This is a genomic window from Sphingobium yanoikuyae, from assembly GCF_013001025.1.
In the GTDB taxonomy this organism is placed as follows: domain Bacteria; phylum Pseudomonadota; class Alphaproteobacteria; order Sphingomonadales; family Sphingomonadaceae; genus Sphingobium; species Sphingobium yanoikuyae_A.
In genome coordinates, this window is sequence record NZ_CP053021.1 from 3,171,142 (window position 1) to 3,196,847 (window position 25,706).

Consider the following 25,706-nt stretch of genomic DNA (forward strand, 5'->3'; position numbering starts at 1 on the left):
CGGCTTAGCCGGCGGCCTTGGCGGCCTTGCCGCCCTTGTCGTCATCACCCTTCTTGTCGCCGGCCAGGCGCACCGGCGCGCCATCGGTCAGCTTCACCACGCCCTCGGTCACGATCTGCTGGCCGGCCTTCACGCCGCCCAAAATCTCGACCAGGCCGTTCTGGCGGATGCCGGTTTCGACCTTGGTCCGCTTGGCGGTGCGACCGTCCAGCACGAAGACGAAACGCTCGTCGCCATCGCCGATCACGGCCAGTTCGGGCACGCCCAGCGACTGGCGCTCGCGCGAGAAGACGCTGACCGTCAGCAGCATGCCGGGCTTCAGCGCCTTGTCGGGATTGGGCATGATCGCGCGGACCCGCACGGCGCGCGTGGCGGGATCAATCACCGGGTCGATCGTTGCGATCGTGCCATTGAACGGCCGGTCGGGCCAGGCGGCGGACAGTGCCTTGATCGGCATGCCCTCGCGGATCATCGACAGCCGCGTCTCGGGCACGGTGAAGTCCAGCTTGATCCGCGAAATGTCGCTCACCGTGGCGATCGCGGTGCCGGCGGTGATGACCGCGCCGGGCGAGACCGTGCGCAGCGAGACCCAACCGCTGAACGGCGCACGAATGGTGCGGTCGCCGATGCCGGCACGGGCGAGGTCGGCATTGGCGCGAGCGCTGCTGGCGAGCGCGATCTGCTGCTCGACCGTGGCGCCGGTGGCAAAGCCGCGCGACTTGAGCGCCTGGATGCGCTTCAACTGCTGATCGGCCTGCAGCGCGGTCGCCTCGGCGGCGGCCAGCTCGGCCTTTTCCTGGCCCACGGCCATGCGGGCGATCACCTGCCCCTTGGACACGAAACCGCCATCGGTGAAGTTCAGCACGTCGATCCGCTCGGTCACCGGCGCGGACAATATCACCTGCTCATTGGCGAGCGCGGTGCCGACCGCCTCGACATTGTCGGTGAAGCGGGTGGGCGCAATCGCCACCGCCTCCACCAGCGCCGGCGGGCGAGCTTTCTTTTCCTTCTCCCCGCCGCAACCGGCAAGACAAAGGGCAACGAGAATGACAGGCAGGGTCGAGCGCATGACGAGGGGCTAACGGGCCTTTGTGACGGACACAACCGCATGGAATGTGTCAAAATGTATCGCAGGGCGGGTAACGAAGCTGGCGCGATTATCCGCCAAGCCGCGCGTGAATCAGAAATTCGACATTGCCTTGTGGCCCGGTGATCGGACTGGTCGTGATTCCAAGCACTTCCCAGCCCTTCTCACGGACCCAGGCAGCGACTTCGTCGCAGACGCGCTGGTGGATGGCAGGATCGCGCACCACCCCGCCCTTGCCCACTTCCTCGCGCCCTGCCTCGAACTGCGGCTTGATGAGCGCGACCATCTGCGCGCCGGGCCGGGCGAAGCCGATCGGTTTTTCCAGCACCTTGGCCAGGCTGATGAAGCTGGCGTCGCACACGATGATGTCGACCGGCTCGGTTATGTGGGCGTCGGTCAGGATACGCGCGCTGGTCTGCTCATGGACGATGACGCGATCATCGGAGCGCAGCTTCCACGCAAGCTGGTTGGTGCCGCTGTCGACGGCATAGACCTTTGCCGCGCCCTTGGTCAGCAGCACGTCGGTAAAGCCGCCGGTCGAGCTGCCGACGTCGATCGCGACGAAACCGGTGACGTCGATGCCATATTCATCGATCGCATGGGCAAGCTTGATGCCGCCGCGCGAGACCCAGGGATGGTCGCGCCCGCGCACGTCCAGTTCGGCGTCGGCCGCCACCTGCTGCCCCGCCTTCTCCACCTTCTTGTCGCCCAGATAGACCAGGCCGGCGAGGATCAGCGCCTGCGCCCGCGCGCGGCTTTCGGCGAGGCCATTGTCGACGAGCAACTGGTCGGCACGAATCTTGGCCATCAGCGCACCAGTCCGGTGAGGGTCGACGGGGTCAGTAGCTGCGGCAATGTCTGGGCCTCCTTGCCCGGTGCGTACCAGAGGTAGAGCGGCACGCCCGAACGGCTCTGCGCTTCGAGGAAGCGGGTAATCGCCGGATCGGCATTGGTCCAGTCGCCCATCATGACGGTGACGCCCGCCTTCTCGAACGCCGCGCGCACCTCCGCCCGCTCGATCGCGGCGGCCTCATTGGCCTTGCAGGTCAGGCACCAGTCGGCGGTGAAATAGAGAAAGACCGGCTTGTTCGCGGCGCGCAGCCCATCGAGCTTTTCCGCGTCGAAGGCGACGACGTTGCCTTCATCCTGATGTTGGAGGCGAGGGTCGGCATAGGGCACCGAGGCTATGGCAACAACGCAGATCAGGGCAGCGCCAACCAGCCATGTCATGCCGCCCTTTTTTCCGGATCGCTGCCTTTCGCCATAGAATGCCAACGCACCGCCGAACACCAGCACGGCGAAGAAACCAATGCTCAAGCCCTCCAAGCCCCGCTGCCGCCACAACAGCCAAGCAAGGCCCAAGGCTGTCAGGAACATCGGGATCGACAGGATACGCTGCAAGCGGCCCATCCACGCACCAGGACGTGGCAGGCGATTGCGCAAAGCCGGCAGATAAGCGAGCAACAGGAAGGGCAGCGCCAGACCAAGGCCAAGGCCGGCAAAAATCGCCAGTGCCGCGCCCAGGGGCAGCACCAGCGCCGTGCCCATCGCCGCGCCCATGAACGGCCCGGTGCAGGGCGTCGCAACGAAGGCGACCAGCGCGCCGGTCCAGAAGGCACCGGCCGCGCCTTGCTGGCGGGTCAATCGATCGCCACCACCAAAAGCGGGCAGGTCGAACAGACCGGCAAGATTGAGCGCTATGGCCGTCACGAGCAGAAGCAACAGGATGATAATCTCGGGCCGTTGCAACTGGAACGCCCAGCCCAGCGCCGCGCCACCAGCACGAAGTCCGAGCAAAAGACCGCCCAAAGCCAGACAGGCGACGATCACGCCAAGGGTGTAAGCCAGCGCCTCGCGACGCGCCGCCCGCTCGTCGCCGCCCGCCTTGGCCAGGCTCAGTGCCTTCAACCCCAGGATCGGGAAGACGCAGGGCATGACGTTGAGCAGCAGCCCGCCCAATATCGCCCCGCCCAGCGCCAGCAGGACCGTGTCCGCCAGCCCCTTGGACGCGATCGCCGCGACCTCGCCGGGCTTGGCGCTCAGCAGGAAGCCGACATGGTCGCCGGTGCGCAGCACCGCCTGCGCAGCGCCGCCCTTGAAACCCTCGCCCGCCTCCGTCTCGACCAGCAGCCGGTCGCCCTCGCGGCTGACCTTCTGCGCGGCGGCGAAGCGGGCCAGCCCGTCGCTCAACGGGAAGAGGTGAACCTCGCGCGCCTGCGCATCGGCCGGGAACGGCACCGACAGGCGCAGCTTGCCGTCGACGATCTGATAGGTAGCCTCGCTGCCCAGCGGCCGGGGCAGATGGCCGCGCCAGCCATCGAAGCGGGCCTGCATCGCCGGCACGGCCTTGCCGTCGCCCGCGACCAGTTCCAGCGCCAGTTCACCGCTTTCGGGCACACAGATCTTGTCGGTGCAGGCCAGCCATTCCGCCTTCACCCGGACCGGCAGGCGGGTGCCGGCCGCCACGTCCGGCGCGACGCTCAGATTGGCGAGCACCGCATAGGGGCCTTCATAGACATGGTTCATCAGGCCCGAAATCAGCAGCGTCTCGGGCACCGGATAGCGCAGCGCGCCGATCGTCACGCCCTTGGGCAGGGTCCAGGTAACGGTCATGCCCAGGCCCGCGTCGCCCGGATTTTCCCAATAGCCGTGCCAGCCCTTTTCCGGCCTCATGGCAAAGGCGATGGTCGTCCCCTTGCCGGGCGCGGGCACCGCACTTTCGGCCATCAGTTGCGCGGCGATATGCGCCGGGCCGCCGCCAAAAGCGCCCTGAGCCTGTACCGCCGGCGATGCGATCGACAGCCCTGCCAGCATGGCGAGCGTCATGAATATGACTTGAAAAATCCGCATCGGGCCTCTGGTCGCGTGGATGCAAGGGGGCTAGGTCGCTCCCTATCCGCCGTCAAGGCATGAGAAGGTACCCATAATGTTGAAACACGTCGCCGCTGCCCTGTTGCTCGCCACTGCCATGCCCGTCGTGGCGCAGAGCCCCGCGCCTGCTGCCGCTCCTGCGCCAGCCGCCAGCAGCATTGCCGCGACGCCGCCCAAGCTGATCGTCGCCATCTCGGTCGACCAGTTTTCGGCCGACCTGTTCAGCGAATATCGCCAATATTATACCGGCGGCCTCAAGCGCCTGACCAGCGAAGGCGCGGTCTTCCCGCGCGGCTATCAGAGCCATGCCGCGACCGAGACCTGCCCCGGCCATTCGACCATCCTGACCGGCAGTCGCCCGTCGCGCACCGGCATCATCGCCAATAACTGGTTCGACCTCGACGCCAAGCGCGAGGACAAGAATCTCTATTGCGCCGAGGATGAGAGCCAGCCGGGCAGCAGCAGCGACAAATATGAAGCCTCGCCCCTGCACCTCAAGGTGCCGACGCTGGGCGGCCGGATGAAGGCGGCCAATCCCGCCACCCGCGTCGTGTCGGTCGCCGGCAAGGACCGCGCCGCGATCATGATGGGCGGCGCGACCGCCGATCAGGTCTGGTGGCTCGGCGGGCCGCAGGGCTATGTCAGCTACAAGGGCGTCGCCCCCACCCCGCTCGTCACCCAGGTCAACCAGGCCTTTGCCCAGCGCCTCGCCCAGCCCAACCCCGGCTTCGAGCTGCCCGCCCAGTGCGTGTCGAAGGATTTTCCGGTCCAGGCCGGCAACCGCACCGTGGGCACCGGCCGCTTCGCGCGTGACGCGGGCGACTATAAGGGCTTCCGCATTTCGCCCGAGCAGGATGCGATGACCCTCGCCTTCGCCGCCGCTGCGATCGAGAGCATGCAGCTGGGCAAGCAGGCGCAGACCGACATCATCTCGATCGGCCTGTCGGCGACCGACTATGTCGGCCACACCTTCGGCACCGAAGGCACCGAAAGCTGCATCCAGGTCGACCGGCTCGACACCGAACTCGGCGCCTTCTTCGACAAGCTCGACAAGGACGGCATCGACTATGTCGTGGTGCTGACCGCCGACCATGGCGGCCATGACCTGCCCGAACGCCACCGCATGAACGCGATGCCGATGGAACAGCGGGTCGACATGGCGCTGACGCCCAAGGCGCTCAACGCCACCATCGCCGAGAAGGCCGGCCTGCCCGGCAAGAAGGTGATCTGGAGCGACGGCCCGTCGGGCGACATCTATTATGACAAGGGCCTGACCGCCGCGCAGCGCGCCAGGGTCGAAACCGAAGCGCTCAAATATCTGCGCGCCCATCCGCAGGTGCAGACCGTCTTCACCAAGGCGGAAATCGCCGCCACCCCCTCGCCCTCGGGTCCGCCCGAAAGCTGGAGCCTGATCCAGGAAGCGCGCGCCAGCTTCTACCCCAGCCGCTCGGGCGACCTGCTGCTGCTGCTCAAGCCGCGCGTCATGTCGATCCCCGAACAGGCAGTGATGGGGTCTGTCGCCACCCATGGTTCGCCGTGGGATACGGACCGCCGCGTGCCGATCCTGTTCTGGCGCAAGGGCATGCAGCATTTCGAACAGCCGCTGGGCGTCGAGACGGTGGACATCCTCCCCAGCCTCGCCGCGCTGATCAAGCTGCCCGTGCCCAAGGACCAGATTGACGGCCGCTGCCTCGATCTGGTCGCCGGCAAGGACGACAGCTGCGCCGGGCAATAAGCCCTTGCCGATCCTCCCCCCGTCAAAAGGGGGAGGATCAGATATTCTCGCCAATCCCGTCCGTGCTTTCCAGCAGGGCATGAACTCGGTGCGGGGCCGACACCTCGACCCGGCTGGTCACTTCATGCCGGGCCTTGGCCTGGCGCACATTACTGTCGGCCGGCACGCTTTCGGTCAGCCAGACATTGCCGCCGATGACCGATCGGCTGCCGATGATGATCCGGCCCAGCACCGTCGCGCCGGCATAGATGACGACATCATCCTCGATGATCGGATGGCGCGGCTGCGCCTTTTCGAGCGCCCCCTTCTCGTCCGAGGGGAAGCTGCGCGCGCCCAGCGTCACGCCCTGATAGAGCCGCACCCGATCGCCGACGATCGCCGTCTCGCCGATGACGACGCCGGTGCCATGGTCGATGAAGAAGCCGTGGCCGATGCGCGCGCCGGGATGGATGTCGATGCCGGTATGGGAATGGGCGATCTCGGAAATGATCCGCGCCACCAGCGGCGCGCCCAGTTCATAGAGGCGATGCGCGAGCCGATGATGGATGATCGCCAGCATCGATGGGTAGCAGATCAGCACCTCGTCCACGCTGCGTGCGGCCGGATCGCCCAGGAAGGCTGCCTCGACATCGCTGTCGAGCAGGGTGCGCAGCGCCGGCAGGCTGTGCGCGAACTCGCCAATGATCCGCGCCGCCGCCGCGTCGACTGCGGCAATCGGGTCATCCTTCATCGCATAGATGAGTTCGAGCCGGATCTGGCCATAGAGGCGGCTGAGCACGGTCTGCAGCGTCTCGGCGACATAGGCGTCCTCATTATGCAGCCGCACGAAGCTCGGCCCCAGCCGCAGCGGGAACAGCGCGCCGCACAGCGCGCCGGTGATCTTTACCAGATTGGCGCGCGACGGGAATCCTTCGGCGCCATATTCGGCATGATGCTGCTGTTCCTGCCGCCAGCGACTGCGCGCGGCGGCCAGGTCCGTGACCAGCCGGTCCAGATCCCAATAGCCCACGCCTTCACCCTGCATATCGCCGTCCGCCATTCCCTGCGCCTCTTGTCCGATGGGCAACCGGAATAACCCGCGTCTGCGCGCCAGGATAAACGAGTTTTGCTTGGGGGTAGCGAGATTCTCTTTGCCGAACGCGCCGGGAGGCCGATCAGACCTTGGCTTCCGGCCTGTTCAGATAGAGACAGATTTCGACGCGCAGCCCGCCCTCGGGCCGGTTGGCGAGGGTCAGGCGGCCGCCCTCCTGCTCGACCGTCTTGGCGACGATGGCCAGGCCCAGCCCCATGCCGCGCGTGTTGCGCTGGCGCGCGGTGTCGAGCCGGTGGAAGGGTTTCAGCACCTCCTCCAGCCGGTCGCGCGGAATGCCGGGGCCATCATCATCGACGCGGATCAGCACCTCATTATCGTGCCGCGCCACGCTGACCCGCGCACGCACCCCATAATGGAGCGCATTCTCGATCAGGTTGCGTACAGCGCGGCGCAGCGACAGCGGGCGGACCTCCATTTCCAGATGATCCGGCCCGTCATAGATCACATCGTCGCCATGATCCTGGAAGGCGTCCACCACCGTCGCGATCGTGACCGCTACGTCGATCCGCACCGCCGGCTCCGGATTCTTCTCGCCGCCCAGAAAGGCCAGCACGGACTCGATCATCTCGCCCATCTCGGCCAGATCCTCGCCCATCGCCTCGCGAATTTCGGGGTCGTCCACCGCTTCCAGCCGCAATTGCAGCCGCGCGAGCGGCGTGCGCATATCGTGGCCGACCGCCGCCAGCGTCTCGGTCCGCTCGTTGATCAGGCGATGGATGCGGGTCTGCATCGCGTTGAAGGCGCGGATCAGGTTGCGCACATCATTGGTGCCCGCTTCCGCCACCGCCACCTGCTGGGCCAGGCCGATCCGCTTGGTCGCATGCGTGAGGTCACGCAGCGGCGCCAGGGTCCGCCGGATCAGCACGCCACCGGCGATCAGCAGCGCCAGCACGGGGATCAGCGCCAGGCCGAAGCGACCGAAGGTGAAGGCCCATTTGCCGCCGCTATGGTGCATGCCGAAATAGAGCCAGCTGCCGTCCGCCAGCTGCAGCCCGCCATTGATCTGCGAGGAACGGCCGGGTGAATTGAGCCGCAGCCACAACCGCGATTCATGCAGGCTGGGTTCCCAGTCGACGATCTGCTGCCGCATCCGCGCCAGTTCGGGCGACAGCGGCGGTGGCGGCGGCGCGGCCAGCGTCCAGTGGATGTCATAGCGGTCGGTGGTCAGCTGCGCGCTGACCCCGCCGCGCTGGCTGACCGGCGCCTTGGCCACCAGCTTGCGCGCGATCACCAGATGCTCGGCCAGGCGGCGCGCCTCGTCATCCTGCAGCGACAAATGGCTGGCGCGCTCATAGATGAGCGTGCCGACCACGAATTCCAGCAGGACGGTCAGCAGCAATATGCCAAAGATGCGGCCGACCAGCCCGAGCGACCGGCTGAACCGCTGTCGTCTCAAGCGCGCGCGACTTCCGCGTTGAACATGTAGCCGACGCCGCGCACCGTGGTGATCGGCGCGGGCCGGTCCTCGGTCGACAGCTTGCGGCGCAGGCGGCTGACCAGCACGTCGATGCTGCGGTCGCTACTGTCGCCCATGCGGGTGCGCGACAATTCGATCAGCCGCTCGCGCGCGATCACCCGCTGCGGATGGCTGAGGAAGCTGCCCAGCAGGTCGAACTCGGCACCGGTCAGGTCGACGATCGCGCCGGTCGGCGACCGCAGTTCACGACGCGGGAAGTTGACGATCCAGCCGTCGAAGCGCGCTTCATTCTCGCGCTGCTCGTCCGGGCCACGCTCCACGCCGACGCGGCGCAGGATGGCCCGGATACGGGCGATCAGCTCGCGCGTGCCAAAGGGCTTGGGCAGATAATCGTCGGCGCCCAGTTCCAGCCCGACGATACGGTCGGTCTCGCTGCCCTTGGCGCTGATGAAGATGATGGGCACGTCGCTCTTGCGACGGATCTGGCGGCACAGGTCGATGCCGTTGGTGCCGGGCAGCATGACGTCCAGAACGACCAAGTCGACCGGGCCGGCATCGAAGGCCACCCACATTTCCGGACCGGACGAGGCCGGACGGACCTGATAGCCATGTTCCTGCAACGCGCGCGCCGTCAGCGTGCGGAGCGGCGGATCGTCTTCGACAAGGATGATCGAGGGGGCGGTCATGCGCGGAGCAACATCAGGCTGTTCATGATGTTGGGAGATAAGCAGCGACCGGTGGAGGGTCAACCGCAGCTTGCTGCCGAAACAGTTGACGGGGGCCACAGCAACAATTTGTCACGCCGGCGACAGCTCGGCACAAGATAAGGCCCGGAAATACAGCAGATCGGGCCCGCGCGAACGGGCCCGATCCGTAAAGATCAGAAAGCGGCCGAGATCGAGAAGACGACCGTGCTGCGCGCGATCGACTTGCCGAAATTATCGCCGTCCGCGACCTGGAAGTTGGGACGCAGATAATTTTCCTCGACGCGGGCAATGTCGGTGTCGACATAGGCGATGCTCAGCGTCAGCGGCGTGCCCGGCACGGCCAGGTCGGCACCGACCAGCCAGTCGAGATATTTGCCGGTCGGCGCGACCGACGTGCCGTTCGGGCCCAGGCCGCTATTGCCGTTCGACCAGCCCAGATGCGCCTTCAGGCTGACCGGGGTGTTCGGGATCGCACCGCTGACATCGCCCCAGATGTAGAAATTATCTTCCTTGTCACCCGGCTTGTAGATGGTGCAATCGGCGTCGCTGCACCACTTGCCCAGCGCTTCCTGCTTGGGGGCATAGGCCACGCCGAGCAGACCCTTGACCGGGCCGACCTGGCTCGACAGCTTCACATAGGGTTCGGCGAAGTCGGTCTTGTCGGCGCCCGACGGGTACATGTACCAGGTCAGGCCGAGGTCCAGCGTCGCGCCGCTGTCGCCCAGAGGAATGGCATAGCCTGCGAACAGGTCCAGTTCCATGTTGGCGCCGCCAAAGGTGCCCCAGCCCGACAGGTTGGAACCCCAGGTGCCGACATAGACGCCGCTTTCATGGGTTGCGGTCAGGCCGCCCTGGATCGCCATGCCGCGATCGGACTGCGAAACACCACGGAAGCGATAATCGGAAACCAGGCCGACGCTGCCGGTCACGGTGACCGGGCCTGCGGGTTCTTCCTGGGCGAAGGCCGGCGCACTCGACATCAGAGCCAGAGCGGCACAAGCGATTTGATACTTCATGAACATTCCCCTTTTACGAAAGAATGTTCCGTCCTGCATCCGCGGCCCGAAGATCTGTTGGAATATCGTCTTCCGTACCGGCGGATGACTACTCGACTATTCTCGCCAGCCCTCGGCGCAAACCTCTATCTTCGCATCTGCACAAGGGAAGAGAGGCTCTGTGATATAGCGATCACGGTTCTTTTCTAATTGCCACCGATATTGTTTCTATTTGATGTCCGAATTGCATCTGAACATGAAAAAGCCGCCACATCCGGGGATGCGGCGGCTTTTCTGTCATGCAGGCCTGCGTCAGGCGACGAGCTGGCGCATCCGTCCGGTCGCGCCGAACAGCTCCACCTTGGCGCCCGCGCCGGTGCGGCGATCGGCCCATTCGCGCACCATTTCGGCGCAGGTATGGTCGATATGGGTCAGGCGCTCGACATTGAGGATGACCAGCTGCCCCGCCGGCACCGATTCCAGCTTGGCCGACAGCTTGGGCAGGCTCAGGAAGCTCGCCGTGCCGTGCAGCGCCACTTCATGCGCATCGCCGCGACTGGCTTCCTCGACGCCCAGGCGCAGGCGGCTGGCATGGGGGATCAGTTCGATCAGCGACAGGCCGATGCCCACCAGCACGCCGGTCAGCAGGTCGGTCGCGACGACGCAGATCAGCGTCGCGGCCCACACGATCGCCGGCAGCGGACCATAGAGGTGGAACAGATGCTTGACGTGCGACAGGCTGACGAGGCGGAAACCGGTCACGACCAGGATGCCGGCCAGCGCCGCCATCGGCACTTCGCGCAGCAGCCAGGGCAGCAGGGCGACGAAGCCCAGGATCCACGCGCCATGCAGGATCGCCGACAGGCGGGTCTTGGCGCCGGCCTGGACGTTGGCGGACGAGCGGACGATGACGCCGGTCATCGGCAGCGCGCCAGCAACGCCGCAGAGCAGGTTGCCCACGCCCTGCGCGCTCAGTTCGCGGTTGTAATTGGTGCGCACGCCATCATGCATGCGGTCGACCGCCGCGGCCGACAGCAGAGTCTCGGCACTGGCGATGAAGGCGATGGCAATGGCGGTGGTGATGATGGTCGGGCTCATCAGCTGCGCCAGCAGGCCCTGTTCGGGCAGGCTGATGGCGGACAGGATCGATTCCGGCACGACAACACGGGCGACCGGCAGGCCGAGCGCGAAGGCGACCAGCGTCGCGGAGACCACGCCGACCAGCGCACCGGGCACCAACTTCATCGATGCGGGGCGGAACTTCTCCCAGCCCAGCATCGCGCCGATGGTGACCAGGCCGACAGCGAAGGCGGTGGCCGCATCCTGATTGGTCAGGCCCAGAATCTGGCCCGGCATCGCGATCAGATTGTGCAGGCCGCTCGACAGCGGCTTGTCATCGAACAGCACATGGAACTGGCCGACGACGATCAGCACGCCGATGCCCGCCAGCATGCCATGCACGACCGCCGGCGAAATGGCGCGGAACCAGCCGCCGACCTTCAGCAGGCCGGCGACGATCTGGATCGCGCCTGCCAGGATCAGGATGGGGCCAAGGGCGGACAGCCCCTGTTCCCGCACGATTTCGAAGACGATGACCGCAAGACCGGCCGCCGGACCGCTGACCTGCAGCGGCGAACCCGCCAGCAGGCCGACGACCAGGCCGCCGATGATGCCGGTGATCAGGCCTTTTTCCGGCGGCACGCCGGAGGCAATGGCGATGCCCATGCACAGCGGCATGGCCACCAGGAACACGACGATCGACGCCGTGAAGTCGCGGCTGAACGTGCCGCCGGAAAAGGCCTTCAACATGATTTACTCCGCAGCTTGTGCGATGAGCGATTCGCCGGCCAGGCGACGCCCATGCGGCAGCGCCACGGGCAGCTTCTGCCCTTCGCGCAGCACCGAGAAACGGCCGGTTTCGCCGTCCAGACCCAGGACCTGGCCGGCATGGATGTCGACATACCAGCCATGCAGGGCGATCTCGCCGCGGGCGATGCCCGACGCGACCGACGGATGGGTGCGCAGGTGCGACAGCTGTACGACGACATTTTCCAGCGCCATGTTGCGCAGCTTTTCGGCGGCATCCAGGTCGGCAGGATAGGATTCGCGGCACAGCTTCTGCGCGGCATGACTGTGGCGCAGCCAGGCGGCGACATTGGGCATGCCGGTCAGGTCGGCGTCGGTGGCCAGCGCCTTCATCGCGCCGCAGTCGCTGTGACCGCACACGATGATGTCGCGCACGCCCAGCACCATCACGGCATATTCGACCGTGGCGGTCACGCCGCCCAGCTGGCTGTCATGCGGCGGCACGATGTTGCCGGCGTTGCGGCAGACGAACAGGTCGCCCGGCTGGGCCTGCATGATGTGCTCGGGAACGATGCGCGAGTCGGCGCAGGAGATCATCAGCGCCTTGGGGCTCTGACCATGGCTGGCCAACTGATTGTAGAGCGTGCTTTCGTTCGGGAAGACCTTGGTCTCGAAACTGAATACACGACCGATAAGCTCGTTCATGGCTTTCATCCTCTTATTACTATTGCGTTGCCGGTCAGGGGGCGGACCGGCCTAGCTTGCAAAATACGCAGCAGATTTTGCTGCGGCGCAGCGGAATTGTTAAAAATCATGTCTGGGATGCAAAGCGCCCGACAGGCGCGCCAAATGGCGGAAAACCGCCATCAGCGCGTCTTTTCGGGAGGTCAGCGCCGGTCGACGACCGCGCTGAACATGTATCCGACGCCACGAACAGTCACGATCGCGGCAGGCCGCCCCTCATGGGACAGCTTGCGCCGCAACCGGCTGATCAGCACGTCGACACTGCGGTCGGACGAGGGCGCGTCGCGCACGCCCGCCAGTTCCATCAGCCGCGCACGGGCAATCACCGCCTGGGCATGATCCAGCAATACGGCGAGCAGCGAAAATTCCGCTGCCGTCAATTCGACCAGCGCGCCGGCCGGGTCGGTCACTTCGCGCCGGGCGAAATCGACTACCCAGTCGTCGAAGCGCGCCTGGGTCTGACGCCGCAGGCCCAGCGCCCGCTCGCTGCGCCCGCGCCGCAGCACGGCGCGCAGCCGCGCCGCCAGTTCGCGGGTCGAATAGGGTTTGGCCATGTAATCGTCGGCGCCCAGCTCCAGGCCGACCACCCGGTCGACCTCGCTGCTGTCGGCGCCGACCAGGATGATCGGCACGTCGCTACGCTCGCGCACGTCACGGCACAGGTCCATGCCGTCCGGCCCGCGCAGTCCCGCATCCAGCACGACCGCGCCGACCGGCATCCGGTCCATGGCACTGAATATATCGCTCGACGAGGCCGCAGGCAGAGCGCGAAACCCGCTCTGCTCCAGGAATTCGCGCACCTTGTGCCGCAAATCCTGCTGCGTCTCGGCGACCAGTATCAGCGGTGGACTCATCAGCCCTTCACGGTCAGCGCGCGTACGCTGTCCAGTTCATTCACCAGCACGGCACGGTCCTGCTGCGCGACCGACACGGCCTCGGCATTGCGGGCGCTGGCATAGCGGGCGACCTCTGCGTCCACCTGGCTGCGGGCAGCGGCGCAGGTGCCGGCATAGCTGCCCGACAGCGGGGCGAAGCGATGGACCGCCTTGCCGAAGGCCGGCACCGACTGGCCCTGGGCCGCGACGGCGCGGTCGACGCGCACATCAGCCTGCCAGCGGCAGACCGGGATGGCGTTGCGATTGCCGAAGCGCGGCTCGACCTGGGTGAAGCGCACCGACGATGCGGTGTGATAGCTGGCTGTATAGGCCTGGGCGCCGTGGGTCAGTTCGGCGCTGTGGATCGGGGTGGACGAAGCGGCGAGCGCCGCGACACTGGCAAGGATCGGCAACATGGGTGGCTTCCCTTCGAAACAGACAATATCCAGCAATAAGCGGGATCCTTCCGACGGGTTTAGGCAGGGAGAATGTCTCCCCAATATGCCGAACGTTACAAATTATTGCTGTGTCGCAGCATGCCGTCAAGCGACCCCTGCGATCACCGGACTGGCCTGAAGCGGTCGCGCCACCCCCGACAGGGCCTCGATCAGCCCAGAAAGCCACAGCGCATCGGCCACGGCGCGGTGCCGCGCGGTATGCAGCGCATCGGCATGGGCCATGGCGGCCGTGATCCGCGGCTCGTCCGCGCCCCATTCATCCAGCAACAATGAGACATGATCGATCGCGAACGGCGCCACCACGGCCTGCGTATCGGCCAGCGTCTGCAGCCAATATTGGTCGATCACACTGTCGGCGACCACGCGGCAGCCGGCCACTGCGGCCGCCAGCTGCGCCAGCACCAGGTCCGCCGGCTCGCCCTCCGCCTCGATCCGGGCGCGCGACAGGCCGTGCAGCGCCTCGGCTTCGGCGGTCCAGTCCCAGCCGGCCCAGGCTGCATGCGGTCGAATGATCCAGCTGCGGGCAATGCCGCCGCCCGCTATGCCCACTTCGATCGGGAAGGATCGTCCGTGCCGGGGCAGGCACGACGCCTCGAAATCGATCGCCATGATGGTCAAAGGCTCTCTCCGAATAATTCCACGTCCGCCCCATTTTTGGGTCTGGCCGTCCACGTCTGATACGCCCCTGTCTCCTCCAACTATGTCAGGCCGATGTCATTGGCCATCAGGATTTTCGGAAAAGATGCGAACCGACCGTCCGGTGCGACCGGTGCGACCATCGCACCGGATTTCAACCGCCTATGGCCAGCGGCTTGCATTGCCGCTACCCCGTCACGATGACGGACGGACGACTGCGGGACGCGAACGACTGATGTGGGTGTTGCTGGGCATCGCCCTGATCGTCGCGGGCTTCGTGCTGCGCTTCAATCCGCTGCTGGTGATCCTCGCCTCGGCCATCGCCACCGGCCTTGCCGCCGGGCTCGATCCGCTCACCATCCTCGCCGCCTTTGGCAAGGCGTTCAACGACTCGCGCTATGTCTCGGTCGTCTGGGTGGTGCTGCCGGTGATCGGCCTGCTCGAAGCGCATGGGCTTCAGGAACGGGCACGCGGCCTCATCGACCGGATGCGTGGCGCCACCACCGGCCGCTTCCTCCTATTCTATCTTGTCGCCCGCCAGATTTCGGCCGCCATGGGCCTGATCTCGGTCGCCGGCCATGCCCAGACCGTGCGCCCGCTGGTCGCCCCGATCGCCGAAGCCGCGGCCGAGAAACAGGCCGGTGCACTGGATGAAGAACAGCGCGACGAGATCAAGGCCTGGGCCGCTGCGACCGACAATGTCGGCGTCTTCTTTGGCGAGGATATCTTCCTCGCCATCGGGTCGATCCTGCTGATCAAGGGGCTGCTGGAGCAATATGGCATCTTGCTCGAACCGCTCCAGCTGTCGGTCTGGGCGATCCCGACCGCGATCGCCGCGCTGCTGATCCACGGCTTTCGCCTGTGGCGGCTCGACCGCCGGCTGAACGCGCAGGGTGCCAAGGAAGCGGAGGACGCCGCATGATCACGCTCCACTGGGTCTATGCGCTGATGGGCGCGGTGTTCGCCGGCTATGCGCTGCTCGGCGCCGCCGATCGCAGCAACCCGCGCAGCTTCACCACCGCCGCCTTCTGGGCACTGCTCGCGCTCAGCATGTGGGCGGGCGATCGGATTGGCGACATCGGCAATGGCGTCCTGGTCCTCGGCCTCGTCGCCATTGCCGGCTTCAAGGGGCTGGGACGCGGCAGCGGCGGCGTGCCGCTGGAAGAGCGGCAGGCGCGGGCCGATCGCCATGGCAATGGCCTGTTCGCCATCGCCCTGGTCATCCCCGTCACCGCGCTGGCCGGCACTTTCCTGTTCAAGGCGTTCCCCGCCTGGATCGATCCCAAGCAGACCACGCTCATCTCGCTGGCACTCGGCGTCCTGATCGCGCTCGCCATCGGCTGCACCTGGCTGCGCGCCCGGCCGATCGTCGCCCTGCAACAGGGGCGGCAGTTGATGGACTCGGTCGGCTGGGTGGGCATATTGCCGCAGATGCTCGCCAGCCTCGGCGCGGTGTTCGCGCTGGCCGGCGTCGGCGATGTCGTCGGCGGCATCGTCCGCCTCGCCATTCCCGATGGCAGCCTGCTCGGCGCGGTGATCGCTTATGGCCTGGGCATGGCGCTCTTCACCATCGTCATGGGCAATGCCTTTGCCGCCTTCCCGGTGATGACCGCGGCGATCGGCATCCCGCTGCTGATCCACCAATATCATGGCGATCCGGCGATCATCTGCGCGATCGGCATGCTCGCGGGCTTTTGCGGCACATTGCTGACGCCGATGGCCGCCAATTTCAACCTCCTCCCCGCCGCGCTGCTGCAGCTCAAGGATGAATATGGCGTGATCCGCCGCCAAGTCGGCACCGCCCTCCCCCTGCTCTGCGTCAACATCCTCCTGATCTATTGGCTGGCCTTCCGATGACCCGACTTTCCCAAGACATTGCCGACCGTTTCGCTGCCCTCACCCTGTCCCATCTGGGGCGGCAATATCCCTACAAGATGGACCTGACCTATCAGGGGCCGGAGGATGCGCGCATCCCGGCGGAGCATCATCCGATCTTCCATGGCAGCTATGACTGGCACAGTTGCGTCCATGGCTGGTGGCAGGTAATGCGCCTGCGCCGCCTCTACCCCGCCATGGCCCAGGCCGATGCGATCCGCGCCCGCGCCGACATGATGCTGGTGCCGGACAAGGTCGCGGGCGAACGGGCCTTCCTCACCCGCCCGACCGCCGGCGGGTTCGAACGCCCCTATGGCTGGGCCTGGCTGCTCGCCCTTCATGCCGAACTCGCCCGGCAGGACGGCCCCTGGGCCGCCGCGATCGAACCGCTGGCGCTCGACTTCGCCGCGCGCTTCCACGCCTTCCTGCCGAAAATGACCTATCCGCTGCGCGTCGGCACCCATTTCAACAGCAGCTTCGCGCTGATCCACGCTTATGACTGGGCCGAGAACCGCGATCCCGCGCTCCAGGCACTGATCCGCGAGCGCGCCCTTGCCTGGTTCGGGCAGGACCGCGCCTGCCAGGCCTGGGAACCGGGTGGCGACGAGTTTCTCTCCTCGGCGCTCACCGAAGCGCTGCTGATGAGCCGGCTGCTCGCGCGCGATGAATTTGCCGACTGGTTCGGCGCCTTCCTGCCCGATCTTCTGACCGGCCAGCCGGCGACCCTGTTCACCCCGGCCACCGTGTCGGATCGCAGCGACGGCAAGATCGCCCATCTCGACGGCCTGAACCTCAGCCGTGCCTGGTGCTGGCGCGGCATCGCCGCCGCGCTGGGCGCCGACGCCCCGATCGCGCCGATCGCCGAGCAGGCGGCCCTCGTCCATCTCGACGCCGCGCTCCCCCATATAGCCGGCGACTATATGGGGGAACATTGGCTGTCCAGCTTCGCGCTGCTGGCGCTGGAGTAACCCCCGCCTCAGGGCATGTTGGCGAGCAGCAGCTTCATATGTGCCGTCGGCGTGGTCGTACGCGACTGGAGACGGAACATATAGTCATAGGCCCACCAGGCGCCGCCGCCCCAGGCGGTCCAGCCCAGCACCGCCGACGACGTCTTCAGACGGCGCAGCATGTCGGGATATTCCTTCGCGCATTGCGGCTGGCCCGACGCGCCAATCTCGCCGAAGAGCAGCTTCACCTTGTATTTCTCGGCCCAGGTCAGCGCCGCATTCACGCGCTGGCCGGCCTTGACCTCGCACTTGTCGGTGGTGCCGGTCGACCAGGCATCCAGATATTGATGCACTTCAAACGCGTAATTCTTGCCGGGATCGACGAACTTCACCGCCTGCGCCGCATTGCCCGAACTCACCCAATTATGCGCCCCGGTCCAGGCCGTGCCGGGGATCAGCAGCTTGTTGCTGATCTTCTGGGCGCGGATACCCTTGGTCACCTGCCCGGCAATGGCCCACCATTGCGCCGCCGTCTGGCGATTGGGCTCGTTCATCAGGCCGATCCAGACCTTGGGGTTGGACCGATAATCCTCCATGATCTTGACCCAGGCATTGGTCAGCGCCGTCGTCGCCAGCGTGCCGCTGCCGACCAAGGCCGCAGAGCCCTTCACCTGGCGCGCACCATAATTATGCATGTCCAGGATCACCGTCAGGCCCAGCGCATTGGCCTGGGTCACCACCGACTTCAGTGCCTTGCGATCGACCTCCGACAAGGGGCCGTAGAGATTGGGCTGCAACCGTTCCCAGCGGAACGGCACGCGCAGCAGCTTGAAGCCCTGCGCCGCATAGCTGCGCATTTCCGCCGTGCTGGGATAGATATAGTTTGTGCCCAGCTTGCCACCGGTGCCGCCAAATTCGCCGCCAGAGATATTGATGCCCGGCAGCACCTTGGACCTGCTGGTCGCCGTAGCCGCCGGCACGGCGGCCGCTGCCGCCGCAGCATAGGCCTGCGCCGCCGTCGTGGTCGGCACCGTCGCGCTGGTGCCAGTGCTGGCGGCTGACGCAGAACTGGACGATGACGGGATGGTGATCACCCGTGCGTCCGGCGCATCCGCCTCGCCCCCCGATAGTGTAACGGCCGCAAGAACACCCGTCGCGGCCAGCGCAACCACAGCGGCGGCAACGCCGCCCCCCATCTTCTTCATGAATTGCCTACCCTGTCAGACCCAAAAGGAGGCGGGCCCTTAGCTAGCCTAGTTAGACAATGTCTTCACCCGGTTGCGGGATTTGGTTAAGCCTCCGACAGGCTGTTCCAATAATGCGCCATATGGGTTTTCCCTTAGGCAAAACTCCCGATCCGCTAAGGAAGACGGGGGCAGACCATCGTTCTCATGACCGCAAAATCAAGCCGGCATATTTGACCCGGATAAATATCATTTGCCAATATATCCGGGTAATATTAAAGTCCCCTCATGACCGAAGAGGAAAAGTGGGCCGCGATCGCCGCCTACAGGGAGCAGAAAGTCGAAAGCGGCATCTATGCCCTATCTTGCCTACCCTCTGGCCAGCGCTGGGTCGGCAGCGCGCTCAATCTCGCCACGATCCGCAACCGGCTCTGGTTCACCCTGCGACTGGGCCATGATCGGCACCCTGGCCTGCAGGACGCCTGGAATGCCCATGGCGAAGACGGCTTCGACTTCGAGATTCTCGAACGACTGAAAGCGGATGATCTCGGCGCCGGCCGCGACCGCCGGTTGAAGGAGCGCCTGCTCCAATGGGCGGAAGAGTTGCAGGCGACGCGGATCTGACCGAGCCGCCCGCCCTGTTTCAGCTTGCGACTGCCAGCAGCTTGGCACTCATCGCCGGCCATTCGCTCATGTCCCATCCTTCGGGCGTCTCGCGGGTAATGATCTGATCCGCGCCGAAGCAATTGCCGAGGTCAATATCCTCGCTCTTCTCGAACGCCCGGTCGGAGAGCGAATAGAAGGGGCGGACCTTGGGCAGGGTCAGGTCATCGGGATTCTGCTCGACCACGATCGCCAGCCGGTGCGATCGCAGCCGCACCAGCGACCCGATCGGATAGATGCCGACCGCGCGCTGGAACGCCTGAAAGATTTCCGCGTCGAACAGCGCGCCGCCATCCTCGTCGATCTTCAGCAAGGCGCGCGACGGGTCTTCGCCACTGCGGTGCAAGCGATTGGACGTCATGGCGTCATAGCTGTCGCAGATCGCGGCCATGCGCGCGAACATGCCGATCTGCTCGCCGGCCAGGCCATTGGGATAGCCGCTGCCGTCCAGCCGCTCATGATGGTTGAGGCACACGTCCAGCACTTCCGCCGGCATTTCGCCGCCCAGGGTCAGGAATTCATGCGCCAGCGTGGTGTGGCTCTTGACCACGTCCCACTCCTCCGGCGTCAGCGGCGCATCCTTGTCCCACACTTCCTGCGGCACATGGGCCATGCCCATGTCCATCAGCAGGCCGGCCAGGCCAGCCTTGCGGATATCCTCGGGCGACAGGTGCATCTGCTGGGCAAGGCCGATCATCAGCGCGCAGACCGACAGCGCATGCTGATACAGATATTCGCCGCTATTCTTCATCCGCGTGATCGCCATGAAGGCATGCGGGTTGCGCTGCACGGAGCTGGAAATCTCGTCGACCATGGTTTCCAGCTTGGCCGCCTTCACCGCCTTGCCCAGCCGCACATCCTCATAGAGCTTGCGCATGGTGCGACCCGACTTGCGCGCCAGCCGCTGGGCATGGACCATCTCGGCGCGGATCGGCAGCTTGTCCTTGGACAGCGGATCGAAGGGACGGTCGACCGGCTGGGGCGCGGCGCGGCGCACGATCGTCGGCCCGGCGCGACCGAACACCCGTTCGCGCGGCTCGGCCATCTGCACCACGCGGGATGGCACCGGCTGGGCCGGGGCCACATCCGCACCGCGCGACACGTCGATCGTCACCCACTCGACCTTGCTGGCATGCAGGTCCGCCAGTTGCTCGGGATCGTCGAGCAGCATCTTGCGTTTCCAGAAGGGGTGGGAAAACCACGACCCGTCCAGCTTGTGCAAGAACATCCCCAGTTTCACGTCCTGGGTGCGGATTTTTTTCAACATTTATACGGCCCCGTAGTCCCCGCTTTCATTTCGCAGGTCGTGCCTTTCCAAAAGGTTAAGACACATGATCCCGGCAGCAAAAGGGCCGCATCGTTTCACCGCATAAACGCGCGCCAACTGCTTGAAAGTCGTCAATTCTCTTCCTGGTTGCGGGAGACGGCACCTCGCGCCGGCCAATGATGTCGATGCGCCTACCGCAACCGGCCGTTTTCGCTTATCCTCCTGCGGTCCGGACAGGGAGGCGATCGATGCGCGTGATGGTGCTTGTGAAGGCGACGCAGGACAGCGAGGCAGGCGGCCCGCCCGACCCGGAGATGATGGCGGCGATGGGCCGCTTCAACGACGAACTGGAAGCGGCCGGCATATTGCGCATGGCCGACGGCCTGCTCCCCTCTTCCCATGGCAAGCGTATCGCCTTCGACGGCACCGATCGCCGCGTCATCGACGGCCCCTTTCCCCAGGTCGGCGAACTGGTCGCCGGCTTCTGGCTGTGGGAGGTGGCCGACATGGACGAAGCGGTCGCCTGGGCGAAACGCTGCCCCAATCCCATGCCCGGCCCCAGCGAGATCGAAATCAGGCCCTTCTACGAATGGGCCTAGCGCACGCATCCCTTCTGCACGATTGCCGGCTATGCCAGCAATGATTCCAACGTCCCCACACGCGATTATAGCGGTTTCGTCGACCGCATCGGCATCCGCTTCCACTGAGCGTGGAAATGCGGAGAAGCTCCGGTCGGGCGCAGCCCCGGCACGGCCGGGGCCCGCCCCCCATGCTCACGGGTTCCAGGGATTGTGACGATCATGCCTGATCCAGCGGGTGCATAGCCATTTCTGTCCCGCCATGACCGGCGCGCCCAGATGCACGGCAGCTTCCGCCGCCTGCCCCTGCGCATCGGTGTTGCGGAACAGCAAGGCATCGCCCTTCCGCCCCTTCACCGACAGGCCCAGCCGCGGGAAGATCGTTTCCCCGCCGGCATAGCCTTCGTTGAGATAGATCAGCATCGTCCATGCCCGCTGGTTGCGGACATGAGGCAGGCAATCATGATGCTGCCGATATTGCTGGCCGACGGCATAGCGCAGCAATGTCAGCGGCTCGCCGCCCGACAGCATCGTCCCGCTTGCCGCCGCAATCCGCCGGTTGATCGCCTGGATCACCAGATCCTCGCGCGCCGGGCCGAAAATCCCGCCATCCGACGTGCGGACCGGATGCGGCATGGGCCGGCCACTGCGCGGATCGATCACCATCGCCGGTTCCAGCAGCGCCTGGCCTTCTCTGATGACATGATGGCATTCGTCGCCCGTCAGGAACTGGCGGAACAGCCGGACATCCCAGCCACCGGCCAGCGCTTCGCCCGCGGGCACGGCCACAGGCGCACCGTCCGGGGCCAATGCCATGCGATTGATCAGCGCCAGTTGCTGCTGCGCAACCGGATCCCCCTGCGCCGCAATCTTCAACCGGGCCAGCGCCTCCCTCCAGTCGACCGGCCCGCCGCTGCCATTGGCGGTCAGCGCGATTTCCATCAGCGCCGCATCGACATGGCCGATCTCGACCGCGCGGCGCAGCAGGCCCCTCGCCCGCTCCAGATCGCGCGCCACGCCATGGCCCGCCAGATGCCAGGTGGCGAGGCAGAAGAGCGCATCGACATCGCCCTGCGACGATGCCTGTTCCAGCCGGGCGACAGCCTGCGCCACTTGGCCGGATGCGGCCAGTTGCCGGGCATGGGAAACGGTGGGGGAAGTCATGGCCAAGCAGAAAACGAAAAGGGCCGGAAGTCAATCCGGCCCTCTCGCTTACAGCATGTCGCTGCGATCAGAACTTGGCGACGGCGCCGATATAGCCATAGCGGCCGCGGACGTCGTAGATGCCCGAACCCGCACCCACGCCGGTCAGGCCGAAGGGCGGTGCGCGGTTACCGATATTGTCGACACCGACATAGATGTTGAACTTTTCGGTCACGTCATAGCCCATACGTGCGTCATGATAGAAGACGTCGGGATATTTCTTGAGCGAGGCATAGTCCGCATTCTGCGGCGGCAGCCCGTTGACCGAGTTATAGTCCTCATAGGTGTTGAGGTACATCTTGTCGATCCAGCGCATCTGATAGCCGATCGTCAGCTTGCCGAACTTCACGTCGCCGTTGAAGTTGACCTGGTTCTTGGGATCACCCAGTTCTTCCAGGATCTGGTTGCGGAAGCTCGGATCAGCCGGATTGAGATATTCGTTCCGCTTGATCATGCGCGTGTAGACCGTCTTGAAACCAGCCGAACCCCAGCTGAAATCATGACGATAGTTGAGTTCGGCGTTGATGCCTTCCGCGGTCAGCTTCGCATAGTTGAGCGTGGTCTGCTGCAACGAACCCTGAAGCACCTGATAGGCCGCTTCGCCCGACGGACCTTCGGTCGCGCCGTTACGCGTGAACAGGCCGCAGAACGGATTGTCCAGATTGGGTGCGTCATAGCAGGCGTTCAGGATCTGCTGGGCCGACGGCGCGGTGATGACGTCGTCCACCTTGATGTTGAAATAGTCGACCGACAGCGACAGGCCCGGAATCCAGCGGGGCTGCAGAACGCCACCGACAGTCCAGCTGGTCGAGGTTTCTTCCCGCAGATTGGGGTTACCGCCCGAAATCAGCTCGATCGACGAGGTGTAGACGAAGTCATAGTTGGTCGGCACGCCGGCCGCACGGCAATTGGCCTCGCGATAGGAGGAACCGGTACCGATGTTGCGCAGCGAGCAGGGATCGTTCGGCGCAGGCGCGAAATTCTGGCTCTGCTCCGAATAGAGATCGACCACGTTGGGCGCACGGATCGCCTTGTTGTAGGTGCCGCGGAAGCGGATGTCCTGAACCGGGGTCCAGGTCAGTTCCGTGCCCCAGGTGTAGACGGTGCCGGTCGCGCCCTTATAGTCGGACACGCGGCCCGAGGCATTGGCGGTCAGTTCCTTGAAGAAGGGAACGTCCTTCAGGATCGGCACGCTGATTTCGCCGTACAGCTCCTTCACTTCGAACGCCGGGGCGCGGAAGGTCGGGATCGCGTTGTAGAAGGCGTAGCCCTGCTGGGTCAGCTCATCCAGGTCATAATAGACCTTCTCGCGGCGATATTCGCCACCGACCGAGAAGCCGACCGGGCCGCCGGGCAGTTCGAACCAGGCGCTGGTGTCGCCCGCCACGAAGCCGGACGCCACGAACTGCTTGATCTTGCCGGTCGCGACCGTGTCCATCAGCACATAGTTGCGCGCAGCCTGCGAGACCGAGCCCTGGCCGAAGGGATTGATCGGAACGCATGCCGCAATGTCGGCGGCCAGGATGGCCGCATCCGCGCCATAGTCGACCGTGCCGGCCGGATTCAGCTTCGAACGGCAGACGATGTTGCCGGCGGCGTCGCGGGTGGTGTCGATGCCCAGCAGGTAGCGCTGGACGTTGACATTGCCCTTGACGACATTCTTCTCGCGATGCTCGCCATAGTTGACGGACAGTTCGTAGTTCCAGTCGTCGTTGAAGTCGCCGCGGACACCGACGACGGCGCGATAGGTTTCACGACGGATGGCTTCGTCACGAATGCCGAAGTCGACCCAGTTGCGACGCAGGTTGAACCGGAACGTGCCGGCGTTGATCGCGGCGCGCTGCGCGTCGAGCTGCGCCGCCGTCAGGGCTGCGCCGGTATTGGCGTTGACGGTCGTCGCCAGCAACTGCTGGGTCAGGAGCGTGCGGGCCTGGTCCGACAGGAACGGGTTGTCGAGACGGATGCGTTCGCGGCCGCCCGGATCGCCCAGCGTCGTGCCCTGCGAGAAGAAGGGACCGCTCTGCGAACCATAGGCGTCGGCCCGGACATATTTCGCTTCCCAGAAGGGCACAAAGGACGGGCTGAACTCATAATGGCCCATCAGGTTGACCGAAATGCGTTCCAGATTGGGGCTCAGTGCCAGCAGCTTGCCTTCGCGGCTGCTCGTGCCGTTGCCACCGACATAATTGCCGTTGGGGCCCAGGCCGATGCGCTCACCGGTCTGCGGCACCAGCGTGCCGTCGGGCTGGAACAGCATGTTGCAGACAAAGGCCGCGCCTACCGCATCACGACCGCAGGCCGCGTTGCCGGCGCTCTGGAAGATGCCGGTCTGGCCGCCCAGCGAGATGGTGGCCGAACGCACGTCGCGGAAGAACTGGCGATCGAACACGCCGTCCGAACCGTTGGCGGTGCCGGCCGGGTCGGTGTCGACGACGATGAACGCATCATTCTGGCGCATGGTCGGACGGTTGGAACCGTAGAAATCGTCCGACTGGGCATATTCGACGTTGATCGCGATATTGCCGCGGCCATCGGCGAAATTCTTGCCCGCCAGGATCGAAGCATAGCGGTTGCCGGCATCGCCATATTTGCTCGCGCCATTCTGGCCGCGCACCTGGACGCCTTCATAGTCCTGCTTCAGCACGAAGTTGACCACACCGGCGATCGCGTCCGAACCATAGACCGACGATGCGCCACCGGTCATCACGTCGACGCGTTCGATCAGGTCGGTCGGGAAGGTGTTGGTGTCGGGCGACACGCCGTTCGACAGAACGTCGGAACCGACATGGCGGCGACCATTGACCAGCACCAGGGTGCGCTGCGTGCCCAGGCCGTAGAGGTCGAGCAGGTTAAGGCCGCGCGTGCCGAGGAAGCGGGTCGAGTTCTGCTGGCTGAAGGTGCTGCGCAGCTGCGGCAGCTCGTTCAGCGTATCACCGACCGACAGCTGGCCCGTCTCGAAGAACTGCTCGCCCGAAATGGTGGTGATCGGCGCATTGGCTTCCAGATTCGGACGACGAATGCGCGAACCGGTCACGACGATCGACGACGCGACCTCCCCGGTCGCTTCCGGATTGCGATCGGCTTCGGTCGTCTGCGGCGTGGCGCTGCTCCCCTGCGCCATGGCCCCCGTTGCAAAGGCAAAACTGCCCGCCAGGGCAGTAAATGTCAGAAAGCTATATTTTTTCACGAAGCTCGGCCCCTGTTAAGACGTACGCGGGCCCTCTCCCGCGCCGCTGCGCACAGGGTGCCCCAACTGGGACGCAAGACAAGCGATATTGTAATATCCTTGTCACACATTGAAATTTTCGTGAAACATGTGACCGTCGTGCAACAGCATGACGCGCAACAAAATGTCACGCTCGCGCCCCACCGATGAGCGCGTAAGTCATTATAATTTCAGGAAAATGGTGCACCCGACGGGATTCGAACCCATGGCCCTCAGATTAGGAATCTGAGCAAGTCTGTTACCAGACGTCGTATCCTGTAACCATTTCTCCAAAAAACCGCAGATTTCCGCCATTCCTTGTTACATGTTGTCTTATGTTGTTACGCCCAATCACGCAAC

At 65.3% G+C, this 25,706-nt stretch carries 22 protein-coding genes; 6 read left to right on the forward strand and 16 right to left on the reverse strand.

The features are described 5' to 3' along the window. Positions 1-4: 4 nt before the first annotated feature. The 3 genes from HH800_RS15420 to HH800_RS15430 form a co-directional block, all read right to left on the reverse strand. Entirely contained in the window at positions 5-1,069 is a 1,065-nt protein-coding gene (locus tag HH800_RS15420) for an efflux RND transporter periplasmic adaptor subunit (RefSeq protein ID WP_037510228.1), read from the reverse strand. Between the two features lie 88 nt (positions 1,070-1,157). Then, entirely contained in the window at positions 1,158-1,895 is a 738-nt protein-coding gene (locus tag HH800_RS15425) for a TlyA family RNA methyltransferase (protein ID WP_169861585.1), read from the reverse strand. Then, positions 1,895-3,937, reverse strand: coding sequence for a protein-disulfide reductase DsbD family protein (locus tag HH800_RS15430; RefSeq protein WP_169861586.1), 2,043 nt, complete (start codon positions 3,935-3,937; stop codon positions 1,895-1,897). Before HH800_RS15430 ends, HH800_RS15425 begins: the two co-directional genes overlap by 1 nt. A gap of 76 nt (positions 3,938-4,013) precedes the next feature. On the opposite strand from HH800_RS15430, the gene HH800_RS15435 reads away from it, so the two are divergent. Beyond that, positions 4,014-5,693 carry an alkaline phosphatase family protein gene (locus HH800_RS15435; RefSeq protein ID WP_169861587.1) on the forward strand — a complete coding sequence of 560 codons (1,680 nt, stop codon included), beginning with the start codon at positions 4,014-4,016 and terminating at the stop codon, positions 5,691-5,693. Between the two features lie 37 nt (positions 5,694-5,730). Here the strand turns inward: HH800_RS15435 and epsC are convergent, their stop codons facing one another. The 9 genes from epsC to HH800_RS15480 all read right to left on the reverse strand — a co-directional run bounded on the left by epsC (position 5,731) and on the right by HH800_RS15480 (position 14,397). Next, positions 5,731-6,732, reverse strand: coding sequence for a serine O-acetyltransferase EpsC (gene epsC, locus HH800_RS15440; RefSeq protein WP_004211082.1), 1,002 nt, complete (start codon positions 6,730-6,732; stop codon positions 5,731-5,733). A 115-nt stretch (positions 6,733-6,847) separates the two neighbouring features. Beyond that, on the reverse strand, positions 6,848-8,182 hold the full coding sequence (locus HH800_RS15445; protein ID WP_010337002.1) for an ATP-binding protein: 1,335 nt from the start codon (positions 8,180-8,182) through the stop codon (positions 6,848-6,850). Continuing rightward, positions 8,179-8,889 (reverse strand): response regulator, encoded by a 711-nt coding sequence (locus HH800_RS15450; RefSeq protein WP_004211079.1) that lies wholly within the window; start codon positions 8,887-8,889, stop codon positions 8,179-8,181. The genes HH800_RS15445 and HH800_RS15450 overlap by 4 nt, the downstream gene beginning before the upstream one ends. Before the next feature lie 194 nt (positions 8,890-9,083). Then, positions 9,084-9,932, reverse strand: a complete 849-nt coding sequence (locus HH800_RS15455) for a TorF family putative porin (protein ID WP_010337000.1) — start codon at positions 9,930-9,932, stop codon at positions 9,084-9,086. Positions 9,933-10,217: 285 nt separating this feature from the next. Next, entirely contained in the window at positions 10,218-11,714 is a 1,497-nt protein-coding gene (locus HH800_RS15460; RefSeq protein ID WP_010336999.1) for a SulP family inorganic anion transporter, read from the reverse strand. A 3-nt stretch (positions 11,715-11,717) separates the two neighbouring features. Then, positions 11,718-12,416, reverse strand: coding sequence for a carbonic anhydrase (locus tag HH800_RS15465; RefSeq protein WP_004211075.1), 699 nt, complete (start codon positions 12,414-12,416; stop codon positions 11,718-11,720). A gap of 182 nt (positions 12,417-12,598) precedes the next feature. Then, positions 12,599-13,309, reverse strand: coding sequence for a winged helix-turn-helix domain-containing protein (locus tag HH800_RS15470; protein ID WP_004211073.1), 711 nt, complete (start codon positions 13,307-13,309; stop codon positions 12,599-12,601). Beyond that, positions 13,309-13,746, reverse strand: a complete 438-nt coding sequence (locus HH800_RS15475) for a hypothetical protein (protein ID WP_004211071.1) — start codon at positions 13,744-13,746, stop codon at positions 13,309-13,311. The genes HH800_RS15470 and HH800_RS15475 overlap by 1 nt, the downstream gene beginning before the upstream one ends. 126 nt (positions 13,747-13,872) lie before the next feature. Continuing rightward, complete coding sequence (locus HH800_RS15480; RefSeq protein ID WP_235682131.1) at positions 13,873-14,397, reverse strand: hypothetical protein; 525 nt, start codon at positions 14,395-14,397, stop codon at positions 13,873-13,875. 262 nt (positions 14,398-14,659) lie between these two features. Here HH800_RS15480 and HH800_RS15485 point away from each other — a divergent pair, with 262 nt between their 5' ends. The 3 genes from HH800_RS15485 to HH800_RS15495 are packed head-to-tail and all read left to right on the forward strand — an operon-like array spanning position 14,660 to position 17,267. Next, positions 14,660-15,346 (forward strand): DUF969 domain-containing protein, encoded by a 687-nt coding sequence (locus tag HH800_RS15485; RefSeq protein ID WP_161732833.1) that lies wholly within the window; start codon positions 14,660-14,662, stop codon positions 15,344-15,346. After that, a complete protein-coding gene (locus HH800_RS15490; protein ID WP_169861589.1) occupies positions 15,343-16,281 on the forward strand; it encodes a DUF979 domain-containing protein in 939 nt (312 codons plus the stop codon). Before HH800_RS15485 ends, HH800_RS15490 begins: the two co-directional genes overlap by 4 nt. Then, positions 16,278-17,267: a DUF2891 domain-containing protein gene (locus HH800_RS15495; RefSeq protein WP_169861590.1), complete on the forward strand. Its 990-nt coding sequence runs from the start codon at positions 16,278-16,280 to the stop codon at positions 17,265-17,267. The genes HH800_RS15490 and HH800_RS15495 overlap by 4 nt, the downstream gene beginning before the upstream one ends. Positions 17,268-17,275: 8 nt before the next feature. Here the strand turns inward: HH800_RS15495 and HH800_RS15500 are convergent, their stop codons facing one another. After that, positions 17,276-18,451 carry a glycoside hydrolase family 5 protein gene (locus HH800_RS15500; protein ID WP_169861591.1) on the reverse strand — a complete coding sequence of 392 codons (1,176 nt, stop codon included), beginning with the start codon at positions 18,449-18,451 and terminating at the stop codon, positions 17,276-17,278. Between the two features lie 267 nt (positions 18,452-18,718). On the opposite strand from HH800_RS15500, the gene HH800_RS15505 reads away from it, so the two are divergent. Then, a complete protein-coding gene (locus HH800_RS15505) occupies positions 18,719-19,054 on the forward strand; it encodes a GIY-YIG nuclease family protein (protein ID WP_169861592.1) in 336 nt (111 codons plus the stop codon). 19 nt (positions 19,055-19,073) lie between these two features. Here the strand turns inward: HH800_RS15505 and HH800_RS15510 are convergent, their stop codons facing one another. Next, the gene (locus HH800_RS15510) at positions 19,074-20,360 is read right to left on the reverse strand and encodes an HD-GYP domain-containing protein (protein ID WP_136187892.1); all 1,287 of its coding nucleotides are present in this window, start codon (positions 20,358-20,360) and stop codon (positions 19,074-19,076) included. Between the two features lie 248 nt (positions 20,361-20,608). Here HH800_RS15510 and HH800_RS15515 point away from each other — a divergent pair, with 248 nt between their 5' ends. Next, on the forward strand, positions 20,609-20,959 hold the full coding sequence (locus tag HH800_RS15515; protein ID WP_169861593.1) for a YciI family protein: 351 nt from the start codon (positions 20,609-20,611) through the stop codon (positions 20,957-20,959). A 174-nt stretch (positions 20,960-21,133) separates the two neighbouring features. On the opposite strand, the gene HH800_RS15520 is transcribed toward HH800_RS15515, so the two are convergent. Together HH800_RS15520 and HH800_RS15525 are read right to left on the reverse strand one after the other, a co-directional pair. Further along, complete coding sequence (locus tag HH800_RS15520) at positions 21,134-22,102, reverse strand: 2OG-Fe(II) oxygenase (protein WP_169861594.1); 969 nt, start codon at positions 22,100-22,102, stop codon at positions 21,134-21,136. Between the two features lie 67 nt (positions 22,103-22,169). Beyond that, positions 22,170-25,262, reverse strand: a complete 3,093-nt coding sequence (locus HH800_RS15525; RefSeq protein ID WP_169861595.1) for a TonB-dependent receptor domain-containing protein — start codon at positions 25,260-25,262, stop codon at positions 22,170-22,172. Between the last annotated feature and the right edge of the window lie 444 nt (positions 25,263-25,706).

Excerpts from the sequence above, each read along its gene's own strand:
- HH800_RS15490 (WP_169861589.1), top strand. The coding sequence starts at position 15,343 with ATGATCACGCTCCACTGGGTCTATGCGCTGATGGGCGCGGTGTTCGCC.
- HH800_RS15465 (WP_004211075.1), bottom strand. The coding sequence starts at position 12,416 with ATGAACGAGCTTATCGGTCGTGTATTCAGTTTCGAGACCAAGGTCTTC.
- HH800_RS15435 (WP_169861587.1), top strand. The coding sequence starts at position 4,014 with ATGTTGAAACACGTCGCCGCTGCCCTGTTGCTCGCCACTGCCATGCCC.
- HH800_RS15485 (WP_161732833.1), top strand. The coding sequence starts at position 14,660 with ATGTGGGTGTTGCTGGGCATCGCCCTGATCGTCGCGGGCTTCGTGCTG.
- HH800_RS15425 (WP_169861585.1), bottom strand. The coding sequence starts at position 1,895 with ATGGCCAAGATTCGTGCCGACCAGTTGCTCGTCGACAATGGCCTCGCC.
- HH800_RS15505 (WP_169861592.1), top strand. The coding sequence starts at position 18,719 with ATGACCGAAGAGGAAAAGTGGGCCGCGATCGCCGCCTACAGGGAGCAG.
- HH800_RS15470 (WP_004211073.1), bottom strand. The coding sequence starts at position 13,309 with ATGAGTCCACCGCTGATACTGGTCGCCGAGACGCAGCAGGATTTGCGG.
- HH800_RS15495 (WP_169861590.1), top strand. The coding sequence starts at position 16,278 with ATGACCCGACTTTCCCAAGACATTGCCGACCGTTTCGCTGCCCTCACC.
- HH800_RS15430 (WP_169861586.1), bottom strand. The coding sequence starts at position 3,937 with ATGCGGATTTTTCAAGTCATATTCATGACGCTCGCCATGCTGGCAGGG.
- HH800_RS15500 (WP_169861591.1), bottom strand. The coding sequence starts at position 18,451 with ATGAAGAAGATGGGGGGCGGCGTTGCCGCCGCTGTGGTTGCGCTGGCC.
- HH800_RS15460 (WP_010336999.1), bottom strand. The coding sequence starts at position 11,714 with ATGTTGAAGGCCTTTTCCGGCGGCACGTTCAGCCGCGACTTCACGGCG.
- HH800_RS15520 (WP_169861594.1), bottom strand. The coding sequence starts at position 22,102 with ATGACTTCCCCCACCGTTTCCCATGCCCGGCAACTGGCCGCATCCGGC.
- HH800_RS15525 (WP_169861595.1), bottom strand. The coding sequence starts at position 25,262 with ATGGCGCAGGGGAGCAGCGCCACGCCGCAGACGACCGAAGCCGATCGC.
- HH800_RS15515 (WP_169861593.1), top strand. The coding sequence starts at position 20,609 with ATGCGCGTGATGGTGCTTGTGAAGGCGACGCAGGACAGCGAGGCAGGC.
- HH800_RS15420 (WP_037510228.1), bottom strand. The coding sequence starts at position 1,069 with ATGCGCTCGACCCTGCCTGTCATTCTCGTTGCCCTTTGTCTTGCCGGT.
- HH800_RS15480 (WP_235682131.1), bottom strand. The coding sequence starts at position 14,397 with ATGGCGATCGATTTCGAGGCGTCGTGCCTGCCCCGGCACGGACGATCC.
- epsC (WP_004211082.1), bottom strand. The coding sequence starts at position 6,732 with ATGGCGGACGGCGATATGCAGGGTGAAGGCGTGGGCTATTGGGATCTG.
- HH800_RS15455 (WP_010337000.1), bottom strand. The coding sequence starts at position 9,932 with ATGTTCATGAAGTATCAAATCGCTTGTGCCGCTCTGGCTCTGATGTCG.
- HH800_RS15475 (WP_004211071.1), bottom strand. The coding sequence starts at position 13,746 with ATGTTGCCGATCCTTGCCAGTGTCGCGGCGCTCGCCGCTTCGTCCACC.
- HH800_RS15510 (WP_136187892.1), bottom strand. The coding sequence starts at position 20,360 with ATGTTGAAAAAAATCCGCACCCAGGACGTGAAACTGGGGATGTTCTTG.
- HH800_RS15450 (WP_004211079.1), bottom strand. The coding sequence starts at position 8,889 with ATGACCGCCCCCTCGATCATCCTTGTCGAAGACGATCCGCCGCTCCGC.